Origin of the sequence: Stenotrophomonas sp. TWI1149, from assembly GCF_039673155.1 — a bacterium.
Classification (GTDB): Bacteria; Pseudomonadota; Gammaproteobacteria; order Xanthomonadales; family Xanthomonadaceae; genus Stenotrophomonas; species Stenotrophomonas maltophilia_AA.
This window is the reverse complement of the sequence record NZ_JBDJLB010000002.1, coordinates 209608-232019: the sequence shown is the minus strand read 5'-3', so window position 1 is coordinate 232019 and position 22412 is coordinate 209608. Positions and strand designations below refer to the sequence as shown.

The following is a 22412-nucleotide window of genomic DNA, read 5'->3' as shown; positions in this document are numbered from 1 at the left end:
GCGGCAAACATTGCACAATCGGGGCATGACACCGTCCAGCCCCGTTTCCGCCCTGACCATCGCCGGCTCCGATTCCGGCGGGGGTGCCGGCATCCAGGCCGACCTGAAGGCCTTCGCCGCCCATCGCGTGCATGGGCTCTCCGCGATTGCCGCGCTTACCGCACAGAACACCCGTGGCGTCATCGCCGTGCACGTGCCGCCGCTGGATTTCCTGCAGGCGCAGATCGATGCCTGTTTCGCCGACTTCGACATCCATGCGGTGAAGCTGGGCATGCTGGCCAACGCCGAAGTGATACGCCTGGTCGCCGACGCACTGGAAAAGCACCGGCCTCCGCACGTGGTGCTGGATCCGGTGATGGTCGCCACCAGCGGCGCCAAGCTGCTGGAGGACAGTGCACTGGCGGCGATGCGTAGCCGCCTGATCCCACTGGCCACGCTGCTGACGCCCAACACACCCGAAGCGGAGCTGCTGCTTGGCCGCCGCATCGTTACCGCCGAAGACGCAGAGGATGCCGCCGACGCGCTGCTGGAACTGGGCGCCGGTGCGGTACTGCTCAAGGGCGGCCATCTGGACGAAGGCAGCCGCGTGATCGATCGCTACTTCGACGGTGTGACCCGCGAAGAATTCATCCATACGCGGCTGCCGGTGGATGCGCACGGCACCGGCTGCACGCTGGCCTCGGCCATCGCCGCGCAACTGTGCCAGGGGCTGTCCTTGCCGAACGCCTGCGAAGCGGCCATCGATTACGTCGCGCGCGGGCTGCAGGGCGGCTATTACCCCGGCCGCAGCGAGGTGCTGGTGATCGACCACTTCGGCGCGGCACGCCCGGCATGATCGACGCCTCGCCCCTGCCCGTGCAGGCCGCAGACGGCCATCGCTTCGAGCTGCTGGCGCGCGTCCCCGTGCAGCCGCGCGCGCGGCTGCTGTGGCTGCCTGCGCTGGGTGTCGCCGCGCGGCACTACCTGCCCTTCGCCGAGGCGCTGGCCGCACGCGGCATCGCGGTGTACCTGCACGAGTGGCGTGGCAATGGAAGCAGCAGCCTGCGGCCCTCGCGCACGCAAGATTGGGGCTATCGGGAAATCCTCGAGCAGGACCTGCCGGCGAGCCTCGCAAACGTGCCAGGGGAATCTGAAACACCGTTGATCATCGGCGGCCACAGTCTCGGCGGCCAGCTCGCCTGCTGCTTCGCCGGGCTGCATCCGCAGCGTTTTGGCCGCATCTGGCTGGTGGCCAGCGGCACGCCGTACTGGCGCACCTTCCCTGCCCCGCGTGGCTGGACGCTGCCGCTGGTGTATCGCTTCCTGCCCTGGCTGGCCCAGCGCCAGGGGGTCCTGCACGGCAAGAAGCTCGGCTTTGGCGGCATCGAGGCACGCGGGTTGATCCGCGACTGGTCGCGCGTGGGCCTCAACAACCACTACGCGGCCGTCGGCATGGCGACCGATCTGGAGGCCGGCATGCGCGACCTGCGTGGCCAGGCCACCGCGGTGGTGATGGAGGCCGACTGGCTGGCCCCGACGGGATCGATGCAGGGCCTGCTGGACAAGATGCCGGGCATGCGTGCGCAGCTCAGCGTGATCAGTGCGCAGATGCTGGGTGCGCGTGCCGATCACTTCGCGTGGATGAAAACGCCGGAAGCCGTGGTGGACCGGCTTTTTCATTCATTTGAATGAAGACCTTCACAAAAACCGTTGACGAATGCGACGCCGATCCGCATAATTCCGCTCCTGTTGACGCGCCCGTAGCTCAGTTGGATAGAGTACCTGGCTACGAACCAGGCGGTCGGGAGTTCGAATCTCTCCGGGCGCACCATCAACAGGGTATCGATTTCGCCGTCGGTATCAGTAATGAAAATTCGATGTAAATGCGCCCGTAGCTCAGTTGGATAGAGTACCTGGCTACGAACCAGGCGGTCGGGAGTTCGAATCTCTCCGGGCGCACCATTACATCGAACGGCAGGCTCGCCTGCCTTCCCGTCGAACGTGGCGACACGCGCGGCAGGACACACAACCAGACAATGCAAATGCGCCCGTAGCTCAGTTGGATAGAGTACCTGGCTACGAACCAGGCGGTCGGGAGTTCGAATCTCTCCGGGCGCACCATTGCATCGACGAAGACAGCAGCCATCGGTTGCTGTTTTTTTTTGCGTTGGCGCCGGCCAGCGGCCGGCACTACCAAAAGCTCATCCCTGCGGTGCGGGTGCCTGGGCCGCCTGCATCGCCATCAGATCGGCTTCACCGGGCAGCTCCGGCGCCGGGCACGCGCCACCGGCGTGGTCGTCATGCGCCAGCCAGTCGTCCACCACGCCGCCCAGCAGGTCCACCCGCAGCGGGAGGGTGATGTGGTCTTCGCCACGCATCTCGATGTAATGCACGCGCGGGCTGGCGGCGGCCAGGCGGCGGCCCTGCCCGACCGGCACGTGCGCATCGTCCTGGCCGTGCAGCAGCAGCACGCAGGCGCGGCTGTCGGCCAGCGCGCGGGTGACGTCGACGCGATCCAGGTCCAGATCCAGGCGCTGGCTGGCGGCGGCGATCACCTGGTCGATATCCTGCCCGCCATAGCGCCAGCGCCCGTAGGCCGCCATGGCCTGCGCCTTCCATGCGGTGGGCTGCAGCGACATCAGGTGCGGGATCATGCTGCGGATCGCATCGCCGGCATTGGCGAAGGACTCCATCGCCACCACGCCGGTGACCTGGTCGCCGAGCTTGTCGGCGGTGAACAGCGCAGTGGCCGCACCGTAGGAAACGCCGAACAGGTACAGCGGCCCGACCACCTCGCCGCGCGCCTTCAACGCCGCGATGACATCGACCACGTCATCCGATTCGAAGGTGCCGTAGCCGGACGGGCCGGCGCCGGAATGGCCGTGGTTGCGCAGGTCGATGGTGACCACGCGGTAGCCGGACTGCGCCAGCTGCAGCGACCACGGCAGCATCGCATCACCGTTCATCATCCAGCCGTGCAGCAGCACCACCGTGCCGCGTGGCGCCTGCGGCTGGAACGGATGCGGCAGGTCCAGCGCCATGCCGGTGCGCAGCGGCTCGCCGTTCTCGTGCTGCTGGGCGAGGTATTCGTAGCGCACCCCGTACTGGCCCGGGTCGAAGGCCCGCCAGAAGATCGGCACGCCCGCGCGGCCGGTCACGAGGCCGTGCCGGTTGGGCACGCTGTCCACCGCTTCGGCGATGCGCGCGGTGTCCAGCAGCGTGGACACGCCACCCGGCGCGATCAGCCGATCGCTCAACGAGGTCGAGGCGGCGGTGGAGGTCAGGGAGGAGCAGGCAGCCAGCCACAGGCCAGCCCCGGCCAGCAGCAACAGCAGCAAGCGCTTCATGGGGAGATGTGCGAAAACCAGACGAGTCGGGCAGATTACCGATCACGCCGACGGCGCTCTATCGCATCCAGATGACCATCCGATGACAGCGAGGCCACGATTCAGGTTGACTAGCCCAGCCAGGCCTCCATGGTCGGCCACCAGCCCGCCAGCACCTCCGGGCGCTGCATCCGCTCGCGCCACCACTTCAGCGCGGCCCCCTCCTCGCCGGTGCGCCAGGCCAGCCAGAAGGTCTCATCCGGCTTGGGCTCCTCGACCTGCCGGATCACCAGCCGCCCTTCGCGCACCGCCTGCTGCACATACGGCTCGGGCAGGAAGCCGAACCCCAGGCCCGCACACTGCAGGCGGAACTTGCTGACCATGTCCGGCACGGTGACCGTCTCCTGCCCCATCAGCAGCCCGACCGTGCGCGGCAGCAGCCGCCGCGCCGAATCGGCCACGGCGATGGCACAGTGGCCGGCCAGCTGCTCGCGGCCCAGCGGCTCGGGCGCGGTGGCCAGCGGGTGCGAGGGCGCCACCGCGAACACGAAACGCACCACGCCCATCGGCTCGACCACGTAGCCGCCACCACTGGGCCCCTCGCCCGCCGCGCCGACCAGCAGGTCCGCGCGCCGGTCCAGCAGCGCCTCCCAGGTGCCCGACAGCGATTCACTGATCAGCCGCATCCGGGTCTGTTCGGCCACCGAATTGAAAGCGCGCACGTCCTCGGCCAGCAGTGCCGGCACGAACATCGAGTCGACCGCCACGGTCAGTTCGGCCTCCCAGCCGGAGGCCACCCGCCGCACCCGCATCTCCAGCTCGCGCGCCGCCCGCAGCAGGTGGCGCCCCTCTTCCAGCAGCGCCTCCCCGGCCGGGGTCACGTGCGCACGCGGCCCGACCCGGTCGAACAGCTGCACGCCCAGGTCCTCCTCCAGCTTGGAGACGGTGTAGGAAATGGTCGAAGGCACCTTGTGCAGGGCCTTGCCGGCCGCGGCGAACGAGCCCCGGCGGTCGATGGCATCGAGGATCTGCAGGGCGTCGAGACTGAGCTTGAGCATTCGAATTTTTCGATGATGGCTTGCAAAACTATCCGTTTTTCAAGCGGGCGGAGCAAGCGGATACTGGCCGCAACAGGAAAGGGGACGGCAGCGACCGCCCCGGACCGCCATCGAAACCATCGAACACCAAGGAGATTCCCATGCTGCAGATCCGCAAGAGCAACACCCGTGGCAAGGCCGACCATGGCTGGCTGAACTCCATGCACACCTTCTCCTTCGCCAACTATTACGACCCGCGCTACGTCAGCTTCGGCCCGCTGCGGGTGATCAACGAAGACCGCGTCCAGGGTGGCCAGGGCTTCGGCACGCACAGCCACAGCAACATGGAGATCATCTCCTACGTGCTCGGCGGCGCGCTGGAGCACAAGGACTCGATGGGCACCGGCTCGGTGCTGCGCTACGGCGACGTGCAGCGCATGAGCGCCGGCAGCGGCGTCAGCCACAGCGAGTTCAACCACTCGGCCGACGAAGCGGTGCACTTCCTGCAGATCTGGCTGTTCCCCGACCAGGAGAACATCACCCCGAGCTACCAGGAGACCCACTTCGCCCCGGACACCAAGCGCGGCCAGCTGCGCCTGATCGCCTCGCGCGATGGCCGTGAGGGGTCGCTGCTGATCCACCAGGACGCCAACATCTACGCCACGATCCTGGACGGCGACGACCGTGTCCACCTGCCACTGGCCCCGCGCCGCGGTGCCTACGTGCAGGTCGCCCGCGGGCAGCTGCAGGTCAACGGCATCACGCTGGAGACCGGCGATGCGCTGCAGGTCAGCGACGAGGCACAGCTGACGCTGGAAAACGCCAACGACGCGGAAGTCATCGTGTTCGAGCTGGCGCTGTAACCACCCGGCCTCAAACGCAGACACCCCGGTTGCCCGGGGTGTCGTTCGTTGCGTGGATCAGAATTTGTAGTTCAGCGTCAGCCGCACGTTGCGCGGCTCGCCCCAGGTGTAGGTGCTGTACCAGCTGAAGATCGTGTAGTAGTGCTTGTCCAGCAGGTTGTTGACGTTGAGCGTCGCCGACAGCTGGTCGTTGAACTGATAGCGCGCCATGGCATCGAGCAGCCAGTACGGCTCGGTGCGATGGAGCTGGCTCCCGCCGGTGGCGGGGTTGGTGATGGTGCCGAACGTGCTGCCCTGCCAGCGCGCGCCACCGCCCACGCTCCAGCCATCGGCTGCACCGGTGAGGCGGTAGCTGGTGTGCACGCTGAACTGATCTTCCGGCTCCAGCGTGGAGACCTTGGTGGACTGCTGGCGCGCGATCTTGTGCGCATAGCCGCCCTGGACCTGCCAGCCCGGCGCCAGCTGACCCGATACCTCCAGCTCATAGCCCTTGGTGCGCACCCCCATCAGGCCTTCATAGGCGATCCCGCCGCTCGGCGTCCTGCCGCCGGTCGGTTGTGCGTAATTGTCCTGCTCCAGCTGGAACACCGCCGCGCTGGCGTTGAGCCGACCGTCGTAGAACTCCGCCTTCAGGCCGGCCTCGTAGCTGCGCCCTTCCATCGGATCCAGCACCCGGCCCTGTTCGTCCTGGTTGCCCTGCGGCTTGAAGATGGTGCTGTAGCTGGCGAACACCGAGAAGTTGCGGTTGAGGTCGTACACCAGGCCGGCGTACGGCACGACCACGCCACTCTCGTCGGTATCCGGAGACGTGTAGTTCGCGATGCGGCTGCCGACGATCAGCTTCAGCGGGTCGGCCAGGTCGAAACGGCCCACCACGTAGGCACCGCTTTCGCGGGTGACCTGGTTGTCACCGTAGCCCCACTGCCAGTCCGGCTCGGGCACATCGCCGGTCCAGGCGTAGTAGTCGGCAACGCTGCTGACATAGCCCGGCTGCGGCGAGTAGCCGTTGTTGACCCAGCGCTTGCGCGACACGCTGCCGCCGACCACCAGCTCGTGCTGGCGGCCGAACCACTCGAACTTCCCACTCACGTACAGATCGGCGGCGTTGCTGGTGGTCCTGCCGATGTACTGGCCCAGCCACATGCTCACGCCTTCACCAGTGACCGGATCCGGATTGCCACCGGCCGCGGCACCCAGCGAGGCGTCATACCCGTTGACCTGGTGGTTGAGCTGCAGCTTGGCGACCCAGTCATTGCCGAAGGTGTGCTCCAGCGTGGCGAAGCCGGTGCGGGCGTACTGGCCCCAGCGGCTCCAGCGCGCGCCGTTGTTGAACGAGCGCGGCATCGTGTTGAAGTTGCCTTGGCTGTCCAGCAGCGGAATGCCGCCCCAGCTGGAACCCTCGGGATCGCTGTCCTGGTAATCGGCACCGACGGTCAGCAGCGTGCTCTCGCCGATGTCGGCCTCGAGGATGCCGTAGAACACCTCATTGCTGCGCTGGTAGTGGTCGGCATTGGAATGCCTGTCCTGGTAGGCGCCGACCACGCGGCCGCGCACGCGGCCACTGTCGGTGAGCGGCCCGCCGACATCGACCTCGGCGCGATAGCTGTCCCACGAGCCCACCCCCAGCGTGGCGCTGCCGGTCAGTTCGCGCGTCGGCTTCTTGCGCACCAGGTTGATGGTCGCGCCCGGGTCGCCCATGCCGGTGAGCAGGCCGGTGGCGCCCTTGAGCACTTCGATGCGATCGTAGATGGCCATGTCGCTGAGCGTGTTGCCGGCCGAGTACGCCGAATCACGCGCCATCGGAATGCCGTCATACTGGAAGTTCTGCACCGCGAAGCCGCGCGCGTAGTACTCGGTGCGCTCGCTGTCATAGGTGACGATGCTCACGCCGGGCGTGACCTTCATGACGTCGTCGATGCCGTTGAGGCCGAAGTCGTTCATTTCCTGCCGGGTGATCACGCTGATCGACTGCGGGGTCTGGCGCGGGCTGAGCACCAGGCGGGTCGCGGTGGCGATCGTGCCGGGCGTATACGAATCACTGCCTTCGGTCACGGTGCCGAGCTGGTTGGCGGTGACCTGCACCGTCTGCAGGGTCTGCGCGCCTTCCTTCGGGGGCGCCTCGCCACTGGGCGCCTCGTCGGCCTGCACGGCCGAGGCGGACAGGGCCAGGCCCAGTCCGCAGGCCATCGCCTGCATCAGCGGGGAGAGCGCGGGAACAGCACGACGGCGACCCGGGTGGATCGGGGCAACACGGAACGGAACAACGGACACGGCAATGCCTCCAGACAGGAAGTGACTCCTCTGGCGGCGGCTGGAGGGAACGAATGGGCGGCATGATGCCGCATCCGGGGCGATAGCGAAAGGCTATCGCCGCAGGCGATCGGATGCACAGCCCTTGAGCACGGCGACGCGCCCCGCTGCAGGCGGGGCGACGCGGGTCACGCGGTGTGCCGATCAGGTCCAGCGATCGGCAGGTCCACCGGCCGGATCAGCCTCGCGGCACCGGCGCATCCGAGGCGATCAGCTTCTCCTGCTTCAGCTCATCCCAGAACGCGGCCGGAATCGCCACGGACATGGAGGCGACATTGGCCATCACCTGTTCCGGCGTCCGCGCACCGGGAATCACCGCCGAGACCACCTCCGGCGCATCGGCGAACTGCAGCGCCACCGTGCGCAGATCCACGCCGTGACGATCGCAGACAGCCTGCACCTTCGCGCGCTTCTCAGGCGCCCACGACGGCACCTTGCCGTCATAGAGATACCGGTCGCGCCCGGCCAGGTAGCCGGCCAGCAGCGGCGAGCCGACCACCACCGACGCGCCGTGCGCAGCGATCTTCGGGAAGGTGTCATGCAACGCCTGCTCGTGGTCCAGCAGCGAGTACTGGCAGGCGAGCAGGAAGATGTCCGGATCCGCCTCGGCCACCGCGCGCAGTGCGGGCTCGGGACGGTTCACACCGAAGCCCCACGCCTTGATCAACCCCTCCTCGCGCATGCGGGTCAGGGCCGGCATCGCGCCCTTCGCCGCTTCCGCGAAACGCTTCTCCCAGGGCATGCCCAGGTCGTTCTCGTTGTCCGGCGACAGGTCATGGATGAAGACCACGTCCAGCTGCGACACACCGAGCCGGTTGAGGCTGTCCTCCACCGAGCGCCGCGTGCCGTCCGCGGAGTAGTCGTAGCGGTAATGGAACGGCGACGGGTCCTTCCACATCACCTCTTGCAGCTCACCGGCGGTCGCCGTCAGCAGGCGCCCGACCTTGGTCGACAGCGTGTACTCGCGCGCCGGGTGGTTGTGCAGGTGATGGCCGTACCGACGCTCGCTCAGGCCAAGCCCGTACCAGGGCGAGGTATCGAAGTAGCGCACCCCGGCCGCGTACGCTGCGGCCAGGGTGGCTTCGCTCTGCGCATCGGTCGCGGCCTCGAAACCATTGCCGATCGCGACGCCGCCCAGGCCCAGGCGGGTGTGCGGACGGTAACGCCTGCCCTGTTGCGCGGGATTGCCAGGCAACGGCTTTGCCGCAGCGTTGCCGCGGGTGGGCAGCACACTGCCCGGGCCGGCGGACTGCGCCATCAGCGGCGAGGCGGCGAACGCTGCGGTACCGGCGGCGGCAACAGAGAGGAAGTGGCGGCGTGTGTTCACGGCGACTCCTGTTTCTGCGGGGGAAGTGGCCACCTTCGCAGAGCGGCGGTGCAGAGCATGCGGTTGCCGCGTCAAGGCAGCGGCAACACGGCCCGCTCCCGGCCCGCGGATGCTCAGCCCTGGCCAGCGCCTGCGGCAAGAAGCAGCGTCTCGATTTCGCGGTAGCCGCGCTGGCGTGCATGCTGCAGCGGGCTCACGCCTTCACCGTCGGGCAGGTTCACATCCGCGCCTGCCGCGATGAGCTGACGGACGATCTCGACATGCCGTGGGCCGCCATCGGCGAGGATGATCGCCTCCAGCAGCGCGGTCCACTGCAGGTTGTTGACGTGATCCACGTCGACACCGGCCGCGATCAGCGTCGCCACGGTCTCCACGTGCCCGCGTTCGGCCGCTGGAATGAGTGCGGTGCCACCGTAGCGGTTGGTGCTCTTCAGGTCCGCACCGGCTGCCAGCGTCGCGCGCAGGATCTCGAGATGCCCGCGGGCACCGGCGTAGAGGTAGGGGCTGTCCTGGATCGCGTCCTTGGCATTGACGTCGGCACCGGCCTGGATCAGCGCCAGCGCGGCCTCCACGTGGTTGTGGTGGGTCGCGACCAGCAACGGCGTCGCCTTCGCCACGCCGCGCGCATCCACCCGGGCGCCCTGCCCCAGCAGCATACGCACCGCAGTGGCGTCACCCTTCTCCGCCGCCCGATGCAGCCGCTCTTCCAACGAGGCGGCACTGGCCGGCATGACCATGCCCATCAGCAGGCTCATGACCACCCAACCCCGCAGCGACCTCCGTCCCATCGACATGTTCCTGCTCCTTCCACGGGAGGCGCCCGGTGGGGCGCCGCTGGAGAACGACCGTAGCCGAGCCGCCGCGCCGGTGCCAATGAAGTTTGGGGATCGACCGCATTCGCCATCCGAATGTGTCGGCCGGCGCGCGTTCCGCCGATTTCATGCGACGCTGCGCACGACATTCGACACGGACGCACATCGCCATGCTGCATCACATTTCCCTGGGCGTGCGCGATCTCGCGCGTGCCGCTGCCTTCCACGATGCCGCGCTCGGTGCGCTGGGCATGCGCCGCGTCTTCGAAGACGACGAGGCGATCGGATATGGCTACGCGGAGGATGAGGACCTGGTGTGCCTGAAACTGCGGGCCGATGCGGCAGCGCCCGGCCCTGGATTCCACCTCGCGTTCGGCGCCCTGTCCCGCCAGGCCGTGGACGCGTTCCATCGCGACGCGCTGGCGGTCGGCGGCACCTGCAATGGCGCGCCGGGACTGCGCGGGGACTATGGCGATCACTACTACGCCGCGTTCCTGATCGACCCCGATGGGCATCGGATCGAGGCGGTCTGCAAGTCGGTCGTTTGAACCGGATCGCGCAAAGAAAAAGGCCTCCGTACTCGCGTACGAAGGCCTTCTCTACAACTGGCGGAGCGGGAGGGATTCGAACCCTCGATAGAGTTTTAAGCCCTATACTCCCTTAGCAGGGGAGCCCCTTCAGCCACTCGGGCACCGCTCCAGTGTTCTGGGTCCGCCGCCGTGATGAATCATCTCAGCGGGGGCGCGAATAATAACGTTTTCCGCGCCCTCAGGTAAAGCCTTAATCCGAAGAATTTTCACTTCCGGATGCATTCGGCTCATCACCGCGCTGGATGCGCTGGTAAATCTCTTCGCGGTGCACGGCCACGTCCTTCGGAGCGGTGATACCGATACGCACCTGGTTGCCCTTGACGCCGAGCACGGTCACGCTGACCGAGTCACCGATCATCAGGGTTTCGCCTACACGGCGAGTCAGGATCAACATTTGTTCAAGTCTCCAGGGGAACCGGTGGTGGCATTTCCCCACCGGCTTGGCGCCCCGGCAAGAGCGCCCCACGACAACGGGAAAAGATTCGCCATAGTACCGTCAGGCCTCCCGCCCCATCAAGGAGCAGGAGGCTTCAGGCTGTTCAGATACGGGGGGTGACCCAGTCGACGACCGCAGCCAGTGCAGAAGCAAGGGCGGGCCCGTCCTCACCACCACCCTGGGCGAGGTCCGGGCGGCCGCCGCCCTTGCCCCCGATCTGACTGGCGATATGGGCCAACAGTTCCCCGGCCTTGACCTTGCCCATTGCGCTGCCGTTCACGCCCGCGACCAGGGCCGCCTTGCCGTCCTGGGTGCCGGCCAGCACGATCACCGCGTTGCCGAGCTGCTGCTTGAGGCGGTCGATCGCATCGCGCAGCGCCTTGGCATCAAAGCCTTCCAGGCGCGCGGCCAGGATCTTGATGCCGTTGACCTCGACCGCGGCGGCGCCGAGATCGGCGGTCGCACCGGCGGCCTGCTTGGCCTTGAGCGCCTCGAGCTCGCGCTCGAGCTTCTTCTGGCGTTCGCCCAGCTGGCGGATCTTGTCGACCACGTCGCCGGCGTTGCCGCCGAGCAGTGCGGCCGCTTCGCTGAGCTGCGCTTCTTCATGGGCCACGTAATCCAGCGCGCCCTGCCCGGTCACCGCTTCGATGCGGCGCACGCCCGAGGACACACCGCCTTCAGCGGTGATCTTGAACAGGCCGATGTCACCGGTGCGCGTCACATGCGTACCGCCACACAGTTCGGTGGAGTAATCGCCCATCTTCAGCACACGCACGTGCTCGCCGTACTTCTCGCCGAACAGCGCCATCGCACCGAAGTCGAGCGCTTCCTGCATGCCCATGTTGTGGACTTCGGCCGCGTTGTTGGCGCGCACCTGCTCGTTGACCTTGCGTTCGATGATCGCCAGGTCCTCGGCGCTGATCGGCGCGAAGTGCGAGAAGTCGAAGCGCAGGCGATCGGGTGCGACCAGCGAGCCCTTCTGCTGCACGTGGGTGCCCAGCACTTCGCGCAGGGCGGCATGCAGCAGGTGGGTGGCCGAGTGGTTGAGGATGGTCGCGCCGCGGCGCTGGCCATCGACCTGGCCGGACAGCACGTCGCCAACCTTCAGGGTGCCGGAGGTGATCCTGCCCACGTGCCCATGGAACTGGCCCGCGAACTTCTGGGTGTCGCTGACGTCAACCTGCACGCCACCGCCCGACAGGCTGCCGTTGTCGCCGACCTGGCCACCGGATTCGGCGTAGAACGGGGTCTGGTTGGTCAGCACGATGACGTCGTCGCCGGACTGCGCGGTATCCACCGGGCGGCCCTCCTTGAGGATCGCCACCACGGTGAGGTCGTCGGCCTGCAGGCGGTCGTACCCGAGGAACACGGTCGGCTTGAGCGTGGCGACCAGATCGGCCGACAGTGTCACGCCGCCGCCGAACTTGCCGGCCGCGCGCGCGGTCTCGCGCTGGGTGTCCATCGCGGCGTTGAAGCCCTCGATATCCACGGTCAGGTCACGCTCGCGCGCGATGTCCTGGGTGAGATCGAGCGGGAAGCCGTAGGTGTCGTACAGGCGGAACGCATCCACGCCCGGGATCACGCCGTTGCTGACCTTGGCCGCGACGTCGTCGAAGATCTTCATGCCCGAATCCAGCGTTTCAGCGAAACGCTCTTCTTCGGCCTGCAGCGCGCGCACGACGGTGTCGACCTGCGCCGGCAGTTCGGGATAGGCCACGCCCATCTGCTCGACCAGGGTCGGCACCAGCTTGCTGAAGAACGGCTGGCGCACGCCCAGCATCCAGCCATGGCGCAGGGCGCGGCGGATGATCCGGCGCAGCACGTAGCCACGGCCTTCGTTGGACGGCAGCACGCCATCGACGATCAGGAACGAGCAGGCGCGGATGTGATCGGCGATCACGCGCAGCGACTTGTTCTCCAGATCGGCCATGCCGGTCAGCTCGCTGGCCTTGCGGATCAGCGCCTGGAACAGGTCGATCTCGTAGTTGGTGTGGACGTGCTGCAGGATCGCGGCCAGACGCTCCAGGCCCATGCCGGTATCCACGCACGGCGCCGGCAGCGGCACGAGGGTGCCGTCGGGCTGGCGGTCGAACTGCATGAAGACCAGGTTCCAGATCTCGATGAAGCGGTCGCCGTCTTCATCCGGCGAGCCCGGGGGGCCACCGGCGATATGGTCGCCATGGTCATAGAAGATTTCGGTGCACGGGCCGCAGGGGCCGGTTTCGGCCATCTGCCAGAAGTTGTCCGAGGCAAACGGCGCGCCCTTGTTATCGCCGATGCGCACGATCCGTTCTTCCGGAATGCCCACCATGTCGCGCCACAGCGCATAGGCCTCATCATCGGTCTGGTAGACGGTGACCAGCAGGCGCTCGGCCGGCAGCTTCCAGACCTGGGTCAGCAGTTCCCAGGCCCAGGCGATGGCGTCCTTCTTGAAGTAATCGCCGAACGACCAGTTGCCCAGCATTTCAAAGAAGGTGTGGTGGCGCGCGGTGTAACCGACCTGGTCCAGATCGTTGTGCTTGCCACCGGCGCGCAGGCAGCGCTGGACGTCGGCCGCGCGCACGTAGCTGCGCTTCTCGGCGCCAAGGAACACGTCCTTGAACTGCACCATGCCGGAGTTGGTGAACAGCAGGGTCGGATCATTGCCCGGCACCAGCGGCGCCGACGGCACGATCGTATGGCCTTTGCCCTTGAAGAACTCAAGGAAATCGCTGCGGATCTGGGAGGTAGTGAATTTGACGGATGCGTTCATGGGGGGCTGGCTTTGTGCGGGCCGGTCAGTCCCTGGCACGCAGCCCCAATGGCCGGGTGTCAACTGCAGGACCGCCGAAACCACAAAGGGTATCAGGCCCGGGCCGCTCAGTCCTCAGGGTCGTAACGGGTGGCCTGGCGGATGCTGTCGCCGGGGAACCCGCGGCGGGCCAGAAGATCGGCGGCTTTGCGCCGCGCAGGCAGTTCCTGCGGGCCGGCGTCGCCGAAACGGCGGCAGACCAGGTCGCGGGCGTTCTCGGTCCAATCGCCTTCAAAGGTGTCCATGGCGGCGGCGATCTGGTCGCTGTCCAGCCCATGCGTGCCCAGTTCGGCGCGGATGTGGATCGGGCCATAGCCCGTGTTGGCCCGGATCCGGACCAGGTTCTCGGCAAACCGGGTGTCATCCTGCCAGCCGGCCTCGGCCAGCTTGGCGACGGCCGCCTCGGCCGCCTCGTTCTCGATGCCACGGGCCTGGAGCTTGCGGGTCAGTTCTTTACGCGAATGCTCGCGGCGCACCAGCAGCCCCAACGCCCGCTGGACCGGCGTCTGTTCCTGGACACGGCGCTTGCGCCGGGGTGCGGGGGCTTCGGAGTCTTGCATGGCAGCAGTCCATTACAGTGCGCCGTCCTTGGCGCCATCCCGTCGGGGATACGTGAAACTGCGGGACAGGGCGAGCGTCACTGACGGCGCTGCCCTGCCCCGCAGGAAACTCATTCGGCGTCGTCTTCGGCCTCGTCGCCGCCTTCGCGCACGGCTTCTTCCGGCTGGAACTTCTCGCGCAGCTCGGCTTCCAGGCGCTGGGCAATCTGCGGGTTGTCGCGCAGGTAGCCGCGGGCGTTGTCCTTGCCCTGGCCGATGCGCTCTTCGCCGTAGCTGTACCAGGCGCCGGCCTTCTCGACCAGCTTGGCTTCCACGCCCATGTCGATCAGTTCGCCTTCGCGGCTGATGCCTTCGCCGTACAGGATCTCGGTGATGACCTGCTTGAACGGGGGCGCCAGCTTGTTCTTGACCACCTTGATCTTGGTCTGGTTGCCGATGATCTCGTCGCCCTTCTTGATCGCGCCGATACGGCGGATGTCCAGGCGCACCGAGGCATAGAACTTCAGCGCGTTGCCGCCGGTGGTCACTTCCGGGCTCTGGCCCGGCATCATCACGCCGATCTTGTGGCGCAGCTGGTTGATGAAGACCACCAGGGTGTTGGAGCGCTTGATGTTGCCGGTCAGCTTGCGCAGGGCCTGGCTCATCAGACGGGCCTGCAGGCCCGGCAGCTGGTCGCCCATTTCGCCTTCGATTTCGGCCTTCGGTGTCAGCGCGGCGACCGAGTCGACCACCACGATGTCCACCGAGCTCGACCGCACCAGCATGTCGGCGATTTCCAGCGCCTGCTCACCGGTATCCGGCTGCGAGAGCAGCAGGTCGTCCACGTTGACGCCCAGCTTGGCGGCGTAGATCGGATCCAGCGCGTGCTCGGCATCGATGAAGGCGGCGGTACCGCCCTTCTTCTGGCATTCGGCGATCGCCTGCAGGGTCAGGGTGGTCTTGCCCGAGGATTCCGGACCGTAGATCTCCACGACACGGCCCTTGGGCAGGCCACCGATACCGAGGGCGATATCCAGCATCAGCGAACCGGTCGGGATGACCTCGACCGCCTCGACGACGCGGTCGCCCATGCGCATCACGGCGCCCTTGCCGAACTGCTTTTCGATCTGGCTCAGCGCGGCGGTGAGGGCGCGCTTTTTGTTTTCGTCCATCGGAGTGGTCCTTGCAGAGGTCGTATCGGTGGAGGTGCTGTCTTTGGAAGTCTTCTTGGCCATGGGTTCACTTTAAGGCTGGCGTATCGCACGGGCTGAGATTCTGCCCGGCGTTCGGAAAAAAAGTATCGGACATCCGTACCAACCTCAGCAGAACCAGAGATGTGCCACAAAAGACCGCGCGTAATAGGGGGGAGAACCGGGTCAGCGGTTGGGCCGCAGCAACCCGCAATAGAGGCCTTCGATGGCGAAGTCCTGGTCGGGCAGGACTTCGATCGGCTTGTAATCGGGGTTGCGCGGCAGCAGGCGGATCCGGTCCTTGCCCATCTTCAACAGCTTGACCGTGATCTCGTCATCGATACGGGCCACCACGATCTGGCCAGACCGGGCGTCGCGGGTGCGGTGCACGCCGATCAGGTCGCCGTCGAAGATGCCTTCGTCGATCATCGAGTCGCCCTGCACTTTCAGCAGGTAATCCGGTGCCGGCGAGAAGAACACCCGGTCCAGAACCACGAAATCGTCCGAGCCGATGTCCGCCCCGATCGGCAGACCGGCCGCGACCCGGCCCAGCACCGGCAGGCGCAGGACATGGTCCGGCAGCGCCGAGGCGGGCAGCGACTCGGGCAGGCCGCTCTGCAGCGACGGCGCCTGGACCAGCCGGATGCCGCGGGCCTGGCCCGGGATGCGACGGATCGCCCCGGCCTGCTCCAGCGCCTCCAGATGGTACTGCGCGGCCCGGACGCCCTTGAAGCCGAACGCACGGGCGATTTCGGTCTGCGACGGCGGTGCGCCATCGGTCTCTATACGCTCGGCGATCAACTGCAGGATCGCCTGCTGGGTATCGGTCAGGTCCATGGTTAGTAGTATTACTACTAACGATGCGGGCACGCAAGTGCCCGCAGAGGAAGAGCAGATAGAAGAAGGGTGGTCCAAGCTCGACCGAAGCCGCCAGCAACACCTGTAGCCACCGACCGTTGGTCGGTGACCGCGCGAACGCGCGGCAATGCCTGACGGCGCGGGCGCATGTCGCTTGCGGCCATCTCTCCGGCGTTCAGCCTCTGCCATCTCCTGGGTCAGGCATTCGTGGGGGCCGGATGAGGAGCAGCCACGCATGGCGTGGCTCTACCCGTGGCAGCGGTGACGGGGCGGCGCAACCACGCGTGGCGTGGCGCAACCGGGCAGCGGTGACGGGCCGGTCGGGAAGGAGCGTCCGACCAACGGTCGGACCTACACGGAATCCCCCGCTTGGGCGGGAGATTCCGGGGATCCTTCGGATCCCAGCGGCAAGAACCCTACGGGTTCTTGCCGCTGCGCCAGATCGAAAACAGGATCCACACGCCGCAGAACCCGGCGCCGATGAAACCGGCCACGCCGAGCGCGAGCAGCCAGCGGCTGGAGATGCCGCCGACGCTGTGCATGACGATCGAGGAGCCGATGATCAGCGCGGCAGTCACGATCCCCATCACCAGCCGGTTGGCGGCGCGGTTGACCTGGTCGCCGAAGCCCTGCAGCGCGGTGGTCTCGATCTTGAGCTGGAGCCGTCCGCGGCGCGCCATCTGCAGCAGGCGGCGCACATCGCGCGGCAGATCGCCAACCAGGTCCATCACCCCGACCAGGCTGCGCTTGCCACGCTTGAGCATCGCGCCGGGCGAGTAGCGCTGCCACATCACGCGCTCCAGATAGGGACGCGCGGCACTGGCCATGTCGAACTGCGGATCGAGCTGGCGCCCCATGCCTTCCAGGGTGAGGAAGGTCTTGATCATCAGCGCCAGGTCGGCCGGCAGGGTCAACGCGTACTGGCGCAGCAGCTGGGTGATGTTGCCCAGCATCAGGCCCATGTGCAGGTCTTTCAGCGGCACACCGCGGTACTGGTCGACGAAGGTGCTGATGTCCTGCTGCAGCCGCGATTCATCGACCTCCACGCCCCCGGCCCAGTCCAGCAGCACGTCGGCCACCTGTTCCGGCTCCTGGGTGACCAGGCCATGCAGCAACTGGGCGACCTGGAAACGGCGCTGCTCGGAGATCGCACCGACCATGCCGAAATCGATCACGCCGATGCGGCCGTCACGCAGGTAGATGATGTTGCCCGGGTGCGGGTCGGCGTGGAAACAGCCATCTTCCAGCACCATCTTCAGCACGATGCGCGCACCGGTGCGGGCCAGCTGCACGCGGTCGAGACCGGCCGCATCGACACCGACCAGGTCACGGCCGGGAATGCCGTCGACGAAGTCCTGCACGTTGAGGCTCTCGCAGGTCCACTCCCAGTGCACGTTGGGGATCAGGATGTCCTCGCGGCCCTGGAAGTTGCGCGCGATGCGCTCGGCATTGCGGCATTCGGCGGCAAAATCCAGTTCCCGGCGCAGCGAGACCTGGAACTGCTGCACGACTTCGGCCGGGCGGTAGCGCTGCAGGTCGGGCAGGCGCGCTTCGACGATTTCGGCCAGCCGCGCCAGCAGGCGCAGATCGGCCTCGATCACGTCACGGATGCCCGGCCGACGGATCTTCAGCACCACTGCAGTGCCGTCGTGCAGGGTCGCGCGGTGGGCCTGCGCCAGCGACGCCGCCGCCATCGGCGTTTCATCCAGCCACGCGAACACCTCGGTCGCGGGCGCGCCCAGGTCGCGCTCCAGCTGATCGCGCACCTGTGCATACGGCAACGCGGGCACGGCGTTCTGCAGTTCGGAGAATTCAGCGATCCAGTCCGGCGGGAACAGGTCCACGCGGGTCGCCAGCACCTGGCCGAGTTTGACGAAGGTGGGGCCCAGGTCTTCCATCGCACGGCGCACGCGCACCGGCGCGGTCATCCGCAGCATCTGCTGGGTGTCGTTCCAGTGCAGCAGCCGGCCGGCACGTTCGAGCACATCGGCCAAGCCGATGCGGCGCACCAGGTCGCCGAAGCCATAGCGGATCAGGACCGACGCGATTTCCTGCAATCGCCCCAGGTCACGCACGGTACCCAGCGTTTCCCACATCGGCCCACTCTCCTGTCAGCACACCCGGTCAGGATGTCACAACAGCGGGAAGATTCCGGTCAGTGCCTGCTGCACGGTCTGCCGCCGTATGGCTTCGCGGTCGCCCTCGAACTGGAACAGCTGCGCACGCGCGTAGCCGCCACGGCCCTTCCAGCCGATCCAGACGCTGCCCACCGGCTTGTCCTCGCTGCCGCCGCCGGGCCCGGCGATGCCGGTCACCGCCACGGCGATGCCGGCACCGGAATTGATCAGCGCACCGGAGACCATTTCCAGCACGGTCTCGCGGCTGACCGCACCGAACTGCTCCAGGGTCTGCGCACGTACGCCGAGCAGGCGTTGTTTGGCTTCATAGCTGTAGACGACCATGCCGCAGTCGAAGAACGCCGAGGAGCCGGCGATATCGGTCATCGCCTTGGCGATCCAGCCGCCACTGCAGCTTTCGGCGGTCACCAGCTGCAGCGAGGCCTGCTGCAGGCGCTGGCCCACGTCACTGGCGAGGGCGCCCAGCTCGGCGTCGGAAGGAACGGTCATGGGGAAATCCTGGATCAACGGGGGGACGAACGCCCCCTGTTTTAGCCGAAAACGTGGGTGGTGTCGTGTGTCCGCGGGTGCGACGGAGGGTCGCGCTTCCTCAGGATCATGGGCGCCGGCCAGTGGCCGGCACACCCATCACCATTCCGGGAGCTTCTCCGGGAGCATCGCGCGGATCGGTTCGCCGCCCTCGCCGGCCGCCAGCTTCTCGGCCTCGGCGATCGGGATCTCGACATGGAGCAGCCAGCCGTCCTCGTCGGTGACTTCGCTGCGTACGACCTCCAGCTGATGCAGGCGCGAGCGCAGGCGACCGGCACTTGGCGGCAGCCGCAGCTCGCCACTGACGTGCTGCAGGCCCAGGCGCTTGCCCAGCACGGACTGCAGCAGCGGCAGGCCGACATTGTCGCGGGCGGAAATCCAGACCCGCTCGCGGCGTGCGCTGTCCGGGATGCCGTCCTGGCCATCGTGGCGCACCTCGGCCCCGTCGATACGGTCGATCTTGTTGAACACCAGCAGCTGCGGCAGATCGCCCGCGCCGATGGCGGTCAGCACTTCATCCACCTGCGCGATGCGTTCCTCGCGGTGCGGATCGGCGGCATCGACGAGATGCAGCAGGAAGTCCGCTTCGCGGGCTTCGGACAAGGTCGACCGGAACGCGGCCACCAGATCATGCGGCAGGTCGCGGACGAAGCCGACGGTATCGGCGAGCACCACGCTGCCGCCCGGCAGCGCGATGCGGCGCACGGTCGGGTCCAGCGTCGCGAACAACTGGTCCGCGGCGTAGGCCTCGGCACCGGTCAACGCGTTGAACAGGGTCGACTTGCCGGCGTTGGTGTAGCCCACCAGGGCCACGCGCGGCAGCTCGCTGCGCAGGCGGGCACGGCGCATCTGGGTGCGCTGCACTTCCACCTTTTCCAGCTTCTTCTGCAGCTGTTCCACCCGCTTCTGCAGCAGGCGGCGATCGGTTTCCAGCTGGGTTTCACCCGGCCCGCGCAGGCCGATGGAACCGCCGCGCTGGCGCTCCAGATGGGTCCAGCCGCGGATCAGCCGCGTGGACATGTGGCGCAGCTGCGCCAGCTCGACCTGCAGCTTGCCTTCGTGGCTGCGCGCGCGCTGGGCGAAGATGTCCAGGATCAGCCCGGTACGGTCGATCACGCGCCGCTCCAGGAAGCGCTCCAGGTTGCGCTCCTGTCCCGGCGACAGCGCATGGTTGACCAGGATCAGGTCGGCACCGGTCGCATCGGCCGCGGCCTTGACCTCGTCCAGCTTGCCGCTGCCGATCAGGATCGACGGATTGGGCCGATCGATGCGCGCGGTCAGGGTGGCCGCGATGCTGGCCCCGGCGGAGCGGGCCAGATCGGTGAACTCTTCAAGCACGTCGTCTTCGAGCCGGCCGGCATGCGGCTGGATCAGGAGTGCGTGTTCGCCTCGCTTGGAACGGTCAAACACGCAGTTCTCCAGAAATTTTCACACTGTCACTCAACGTCGTCATCACCTTGGACGCCTTCGGCGCCATCATTGGACTGCACATAGCCACCACCGGGCCCGACCTTCACGTTGCGCGCCGGAACGACGGTCGAGATGGCGTGCTTGTACACCATCTGGCTCACCGTGTTACGCAGCAGCACCACGAACTGGTCGAACGATTCAATCGTCCCCTGCAGCTTGATGCCATTGACCAGATACACCGACACCGGCACACGTTCGCGCCGAAGTGCATTCAGAAACGGATCCTGCAGCGATTGCCCCTTGGACATTGCACACTCCTGATTATTGTTTTTATGGTCTTCCGGCAGTTGCCACGGCCCCCGCCGCCCGCCGGAACCCTTGATGGTACACGGGGTGGAGGCGTGAAGGCGTGGACTCAGCGTGCGACGAAGGTCGACACCGCATCCGCCAGGGAAGCCCTGTCTAAATGGGGATCGAACCAGCGCGCATCAAGCTCCCCGCGCAGCCAGGTCAGCTGGCGCTTGGCCAGCTGACGGGTGGCCTGGATGCCGCGGTCACGGAACGCCGCCGCCGTCCCCTGCCCGTCCAGATACTCCCAGGCCTGCCGGTAGCCCACCGCGCGCACCGCCGGCAGATCCAGCGGCGCCGCGACCCCGGCCATGGCAGGGAGGGCCCGCAGCGCGCGGACTTCGTCCAGGAACCCGTGGGCCAGCATGGCGTCGAAACGGGTCTCGATGCGCTGGTGCAGCACCGAGCGTTCGCGCGGTGCGAGGACCAGTTTGAGCGCCCGCACCGGCAGCCGGTCCACGCCAGGCAGCTTCTGCCACTCGCTGATCGGGGTGCCGGTCAGCCGATGGACTTCCAGTGCCCGCTGGATGCGCTGCGGATCGGTGGCATGGATGCGCTTAGCAGCGGCCGGATCGATGCCGGCCAGCTGCGCATGCATCGCCGCCCAGCCCTGCTCGGCAGCCTCGGCCGCGATCTGCGCGCGCATCGCCGGATCGGCTTCGGGCATCGGCGACAGGCCCTGCAGCAGGGCGCGGAAATACAGCCCGGTGCCGCCGGCAAGGATCGGCATGCGCCCGCGCGCGATGATGTCGCGGACGGCACGCGCCGCGTCGCTGGCGAACTCCGCCGCCGAATAGGTCTGCCACGGGTCGCGCACATCGAGCAGATGGTGCGGCGCCTGCGCGCGCTCGGCCGCATCGGGCTTGGCCGACCCGATATCCAACCCGCGATAGACCAGCGCCGAATCGACGCTGACGATTTCACCGTCCAGCTGCTGGGCCAGCGCGATCGCGGTGGCGGTCTTGCCCGACGCGGTCGGGCCCATGACCGCGATCGCCAGCGGGCGCCGATCGACCGCCATCAGTCCTCGTCCGGCCAGCGCGGCATCGCCGGGGCGGCGGACACCCGCGGCATCGGGACGGCATCGACCGCTGCCCACACCTTCAGGGCATCGACCGTGGCCGCGACATCGTGCACGCGCAGCAGCATCGCGCCGCGCTGGGCGGCGATCAGGTGCGCGGCCACCGAACCGGCCACGCGATCACGCGGCTGCTCGCGACCGGTCAGTTCACCGATGCTGCGCTTGCGCGACAGGCCGGCCAGCATCGGCACGCCGAGCTCGAGGAACCGGTCCGAGCGCGCCAGCAGGGTCATGTTGTGTTCGGTGGTCTTGCCGAAGCCGAAGCCCAGATCGATGATCAGGTGCTTCTTGGCGACGCCGGCCATCTCGGCCTGGAACATGCGCTCGGTCAGGAAGCGATGCACTTCGGCGACCACGTCATCGTAGTGTGGGGTGTCCTGCATGCTGCCCGGCTCGCCCTGCATGTGCATCAGCACCACCGGCACGCCGAGGTCGGCGGCGGCGTCCAGCGCCCCCGGCTGGCGCAGCGCATGGATGTCATTGATCAGGCCGGCACCGGCCGCGACGGCGGCACGCATCACCTCGGGCTTGAAGGTGTCGATGCTGATCGGCACGGTGGTTTCGCGTGCCAGACGCTCGATCACCGGGATGACGCGACGCAGTTCTTCGTCCAGCGGCACCGGCGCACTGCCGGGCCGGGTCGACTCGCCGCCGATGTCGAGCAGGTCGGCGCCCTCGGCCACCAGCTGCAGGCCGTGTGCGACCGCGGCCTCGACGCTGTCGTGGTCACCGCCGTCGGAAAACGAATCCGGGGTGACGTTGACGATGCCCATGACCCGCGGGCGATCCAGCCGCAGCAGGCGGCCGCCGCAATCGAGCTGGGGGGAGATATCGAACATGGGCAGATCC

The 22412-nt window shown here is 67.4% G+C and carries 20 protein-coding genes and 4 tRNA genes; 7 read left to right on the top strand and 17 right to left on the bottom strand.

The features are described 5' to 3' along the window. Positions 1-25 precede the first annotated feature (25 nt). The 5 genes from thiD (at position 26) to ABE424_RS03180 (ending at position 2100) form a co-directional block, all read left to right on the top strand. Positions 26-835 carry a bifunctional hydroxymethylpyrimidine kinase/phosphomethylpyrimidine kinase gene (thiD, locus tag ABE424_RS03200; RefSeq protein WP_346490822.1) on the top strand — a complete coding sequence of 270 codons (810 nt, stop codon included), beginning with the start codon at positions 26-28 and terminating at the stop codon, positions 833-835. Further along, a complete protein-coding gene (locus tag ABE424_RS03195) occupies positions 832-1671 on the top strand; it encodes an alpha/beta fold hydrolase (RefSeq protein ID WP_346490821.1) in 840 nt (279 codons plus the stop codon). Before thiD ends, ABE424_RS03195 begins: the two co-directional genes overlap by 4 nt. Positions 1672-1733: 62 nt before the next feature. Further along, positions 1734-1810: transfer RNA gene (locus ABE424_RS03190), tRNA-Arg, on the top strand. A 54-nt stretch (positions 1811-1864) separates the two neighbouring features. After that, positions 1865-1941: transfer RNA gene (locus ABE424_RS03185), tRNA-Arg, on the top strand. 82 nt (positions 1942-2023) lie between these two features. Beyond that, positions 2024-2100, top strand: a tRNA-Arg gene (locus ABE424_RS03180). Positions 2101-2180: 80 nt separating this feature from the next. Here ABE424_RS03180 and ABE424_RS03175 read toward each other — a convergent pair. Beyond that, the gene (locus tag ABE424_RS03175) at positions 2181-3326 is read right to left on the bottom strand and encodes an alpha/beta fold hydrolase (protein WP_346489114.1); all 1146 of its coding nucleotides are present in this window, start codon (positions 3324-3326) and stop codon (positions 2181-2183) included. Between the two features lie 110 nt (positions 3327-3436). Beyond that, entirely contained in the window at positions 3437-4363 is a 927-nt protein-coding gene (locus ABE424_RS03170; RefSeq protein WP_346490820.1) for a LysR family transcriptional regulator, read from the bottom strand. Between the two features lie 140 nt (positions 4364-4503). On the opposite strand from ABE424_RS03170, the gene ABE424_RS03165 reads away from it, so the two are divergent. Further along, positions 4504-5205, top strand: coding sequence for a pirin family protein (locus ABE424_RS03165; protein WP_319211314.1), 702 nt, complete (start codon positions 4504-4506; stop codon positions 5203-5205). A 57-nt stretch (positions 5206-5262) separates the two neighbouring features. Here the strand turns inward: ABE424_RS03165 and ABE424_RS03160 are convergent, their stop codons facing one another. The 3 genes from ABE424_RS03160 to ABE424_RS03150 form a co-directional block, all read right to left on the bottom strand. Further along, the gene (locus ABE424_RS03160; protein ID WP_346490965.1) at positions 5263-7401 is read right to left on the bottom strand and encodes a TonB-dependent siderophore receptor; all 2139 of its coding nucleotides are present in this window, start codon (positions 7399-7401) and stop codon (positions 5263-5265) included. 292 nt (positions 7402-7693) lie between these two features. After that, on the bottom strand, positions 7694-8842 hold the full coding sequence (locus ABE424_RS03155; RefSeq protein WP_346490819.1) for an aldo/keto reductase: 1149 nt from the start codon (positions 8840-8842) through the stop codon (positions 7694-7696). Between the two features lie 113 nt (positions 8843-8955). Continuing rightward, complete coding sequence (locus tag ABE424_RS03150; protein WP_346490964.1) at positions 8956-9597, bottom strand: ankyrin repeat domain-containing protein; 642 nt, start codon at positions 9595-9597, stop codon at positions 8956-8958. A gap of 125 nt (positions 9598-9722) precedes the next feature. Between ABE424_RS03150 and ABE424_RS03145 the strand changes: the two genes are divergently transcribed. Continuing rightward, the gene (locus ABE424_RS03145) at positions 9723-10202 is read left to right on the top strand and encodes a VOC family protein (protein WP_346490818.1); all 480 of its coding nucleotides are present in this window, start codon (positions 9723-9725) and stop codon (positions 10200-10202) included. 58 nt (positions 10203-10260) lie between these two features. Here ABE424_RS03145 and ABE424_RS03140 read toward each other — a convergent pair. The 12 genes from ABE424_RS03140 to folP all read right to left on the bottom strand — a co-directional run bounded on the left by ABE424_RS03140 (position 10261) and on the right by folP (position 22402). Then, a tRNA-Ser gene (locus ABE424_RS03140) sits at positions 10261-10353 on the bottom strand. Between the two features lie 81 nt (positions 10354-10434). Next, positions 10435-10638, bottom strand: coding sequence for a carbon storage regulator CsrA (csrA, locus tag ABE424_RS03135; protein WP_019183311.1), 204 nt, complete (start codon positions 10636-10638; stop codon positions 10435-10437). Positions 10639-10783: 145 nt separating this feature from the next. Beyond that, entirely contained in the window at positions 10784-13432 is a 2649-nt protein-coding gene (alaS, locus tag ABE424_RS03130; RefSeq protein ID WP_346490817.1) for an alanine--tRNA ligase, read from the bottom strand. Between the two features lie 107 nt (positions 13433-13539). Next, positions 13540-14031: a recombination regulator RecX gene (gene recX, locus ABE424_RS03125; protein ID WP_176989647.1), complete on the bottom strand. Its 492-nt coding sequence runs from the start codon at positions 14029-14031 to the stop codon at positions 13540-13542. Positions 14032-14141: 110 nt separating this feature from the next. Beyond that, the gene (gene recA, locus ABE424_RS03120) at positions 14142-15182 is read right to left on the bottom strand and encodes a recombinase RecA (RefSeq protein WP_123728917.1); all 1041 of its coding nucleotides are present in this window, start codon (positions 15180-15182) and stop codon (positions 14142-14144) included. Between the two features lie 204 nt (positions 15183-15386). Further along, positions 15387-16037, bottom strand: a complete 651-nt coding sequence (gene lexA / locus ABE424_RS03115; RefSeq protein WP_176989646.1) for a transcriptional repressor LexA — start codon at positions 16035-16037, stop codon at positions 15387-15389. A 437-nt stretch (positions 16038-16474) separates the two neighbouring features. Continuing rightward, positions 16475-18154: a 2-polyprenylphenol 6-hydroxylase gene (gene ubiB / locus ABE424_RS03110; RefSeq protein ID WP_176989645.1), complete on the bottom strand. Its 1680-nt coding sequence runs from the start codon at positions 18152-18154 to the stop codon at positions 16475-16477. A 36-nt stretch (positions 18155-18190) separates the two neighbouring features. Beyond that, complete coding sequence (locus ABE424_RS03105; protein ID WP_176989644.1) at positions 18191-18685, bottom strand: CinA family protein; 495 nt, start codon at positions 18683-18685, stop codon at positions 18191-18193. Between the two features lie 138 nt (positions 18686-18823). Beyond that, a complete protein-coding gene (hflX, locus tag ABE424_RS03100) occupies positions 18824-20134 on the bottom strand; it encodes a ribosome rescue GTPase HflX (protein ID WP_346490816.1) in 1311 nt (436 codons plus the stop codon). 26 nt (positions 20135-20160) lie between these two features. Then, positions 20161-20442: an RNA chaperone Hfq gene (gene hfq, locus ABE424_RS03095; protein WP_019183319.1), complete on the bottom strand. Its 282-nt coding sequence runs from the start codon at positions 20440-20442 to the stop codon at positions 20161-20163. 107 nt (positions 20443-20549) lie between these two features. Continuing rightward, positions 20550-21503 carry a tRNA (adenosine(37)-N6)-dimethylallyltransferase MiaA gene (miaA, locus tag ABE424_RS03090; protein WP_346490815.1) on the bottom strand — a complete coding sequence of 318 codons (954 nt, stop codon included), beginning with the start codon at positions 21501-21503 and terminating at the stop codon, positions 20550-20552. Then, positions 21503-22402: a dihydropteroate synthase gene (folP, locus tag ABE424_RS03085; RefSeq protein ID WP_346490814.1), complete on the bottom strand. Its 900-nt coding sequence runs from the start codon at positions 22400-22402 to the stop codon at positions 21503-21505. The genes miaA and folP overlap by 1 nt, the downstream gene beginning before the upstream one ends. Positions 22403-22412: the final 10 nt, after the last annotated feature.

Excerpts from the sequence above, each read along its gene's own strand:
- alaS (WP_346490817.1), bottom strand. The coding sequence starts at position 13,432 with ATGAACGCATCCGTCAAATTCACTACCTCCCAGATCCGCAGCGATTTC.
- folP (WP_346490814.1), bottom strand. The coding sequence starts at position 22,402 with ATGTTCGATATCTCCCCCCAGCTCGATTGCGGCGGCCGCCTGCTGCGG.
- miaA (WP_346490815.1), bottom strand. The coding sequence starts at position 21,503 with ATGGCGGTCGATCGGCGCCCGCTGGCGATCGCGGTCATGGGCCCGACC.
- csrA (WP_019183311.1), bottom strand. The coding sequence starts at position 10,638 with ATGTTGATCCTGACTCGCCGTGTAGGCGAAACCCTGATGATCGGTGAC.
- lexA (WP_176989646.1), bottom strand. The coding sequence starts at position 16,037 with ATGGACCTGACCGATACCCAGCAGGCGATCCTGCAGTTGATCGCCGAG.
- ABE424_RS03170 (WP_346490820.1), bottom strand. The coding sequence starts at position 4,363 with ATGCTCAAGCTCAGTCTCGACGCCCTGCAGATCCTCGATGCCATCGAC.
- ubiB (WP_176989645.1), bottom strand. The coding sequence starts at position 18,154 with ATGTGGGAAACGCTGGGTACCGTGCGTGACCTGGGGCGATTGCAGGAA.
- recX (WP_176989647.1), bottom strand. The coding sequence starts at position 14,031 with ATGCAAGACTCCGAAGCCCCCGCACCCCGGCGCAAGCGCCGTGTCCAG.
- ABE424_RS03105 (WP_176989644.1), bottom strand. The coding sequence starts at position 18,685 with ATGACCGTTCCTTCCGACGCCGAGCTGGGCGCCCTCGCCAGTGACGTG.
- hfq (WP_019183319.1), bottom strand. The coding sequence starts at position 20,442 with ATGTCCAAGGGGCAATCGCTGCAGGATCCGTTTCTGAATGCACTTCGG.
- ABE424_RS03160 (WP_346490965.1), bottom strand. The coding sequence starts at position 7,401 with ATGCAGGCGATGGCCTGCGGACTGGGCCTGGCCCTGTCCGCCTCGGCC.
- ABE424_RS03175 (WP_346489114.1), bottom strand. The coding sequence starts at position 3,326 with ATGAAGCGCTTGCTGCTGTTGCTGCTGGCCGGGGCTGGCCTGTGGCTG.
- ABE424_RS03165 (WP_319211314.1), top strand. The coding sequence starts at position 4,504 with ATGCTGCAGATCCGCAAGAGCAACACCCGTGGCAAGGCCGACCATGGC.
- ABE424_RS03150 (WP_346490964.1), bottom strand. The coding sequence starts at position 9,597 with ATGAGCCTGCTGATGGGCATGGTCATGCCGGCCAGTGCCGCCTCGTTG.
- thiD (WP_346490822.1), top strand. The coding sequence starts at position 26 with ATGACACCGTCCAGCCCCGTTTCCGCCCTGACCATCGCCGGCTCCGAT.
- recA (WP_123728917.1), bottom strand. The coding sequence starts at position 15,182 with ATGGACGAAAACAAAAAGCGCGCCCTCACCGCCGCGCTGAGCCAGATC.
- ABE424_RS03195 (WP_346490821.1), top strand. The coding sequence starts at position 832 with ATGATCGACGCCTCGCCCCTGCCCGTGCAGGCCGCAGACGGCCATCGC.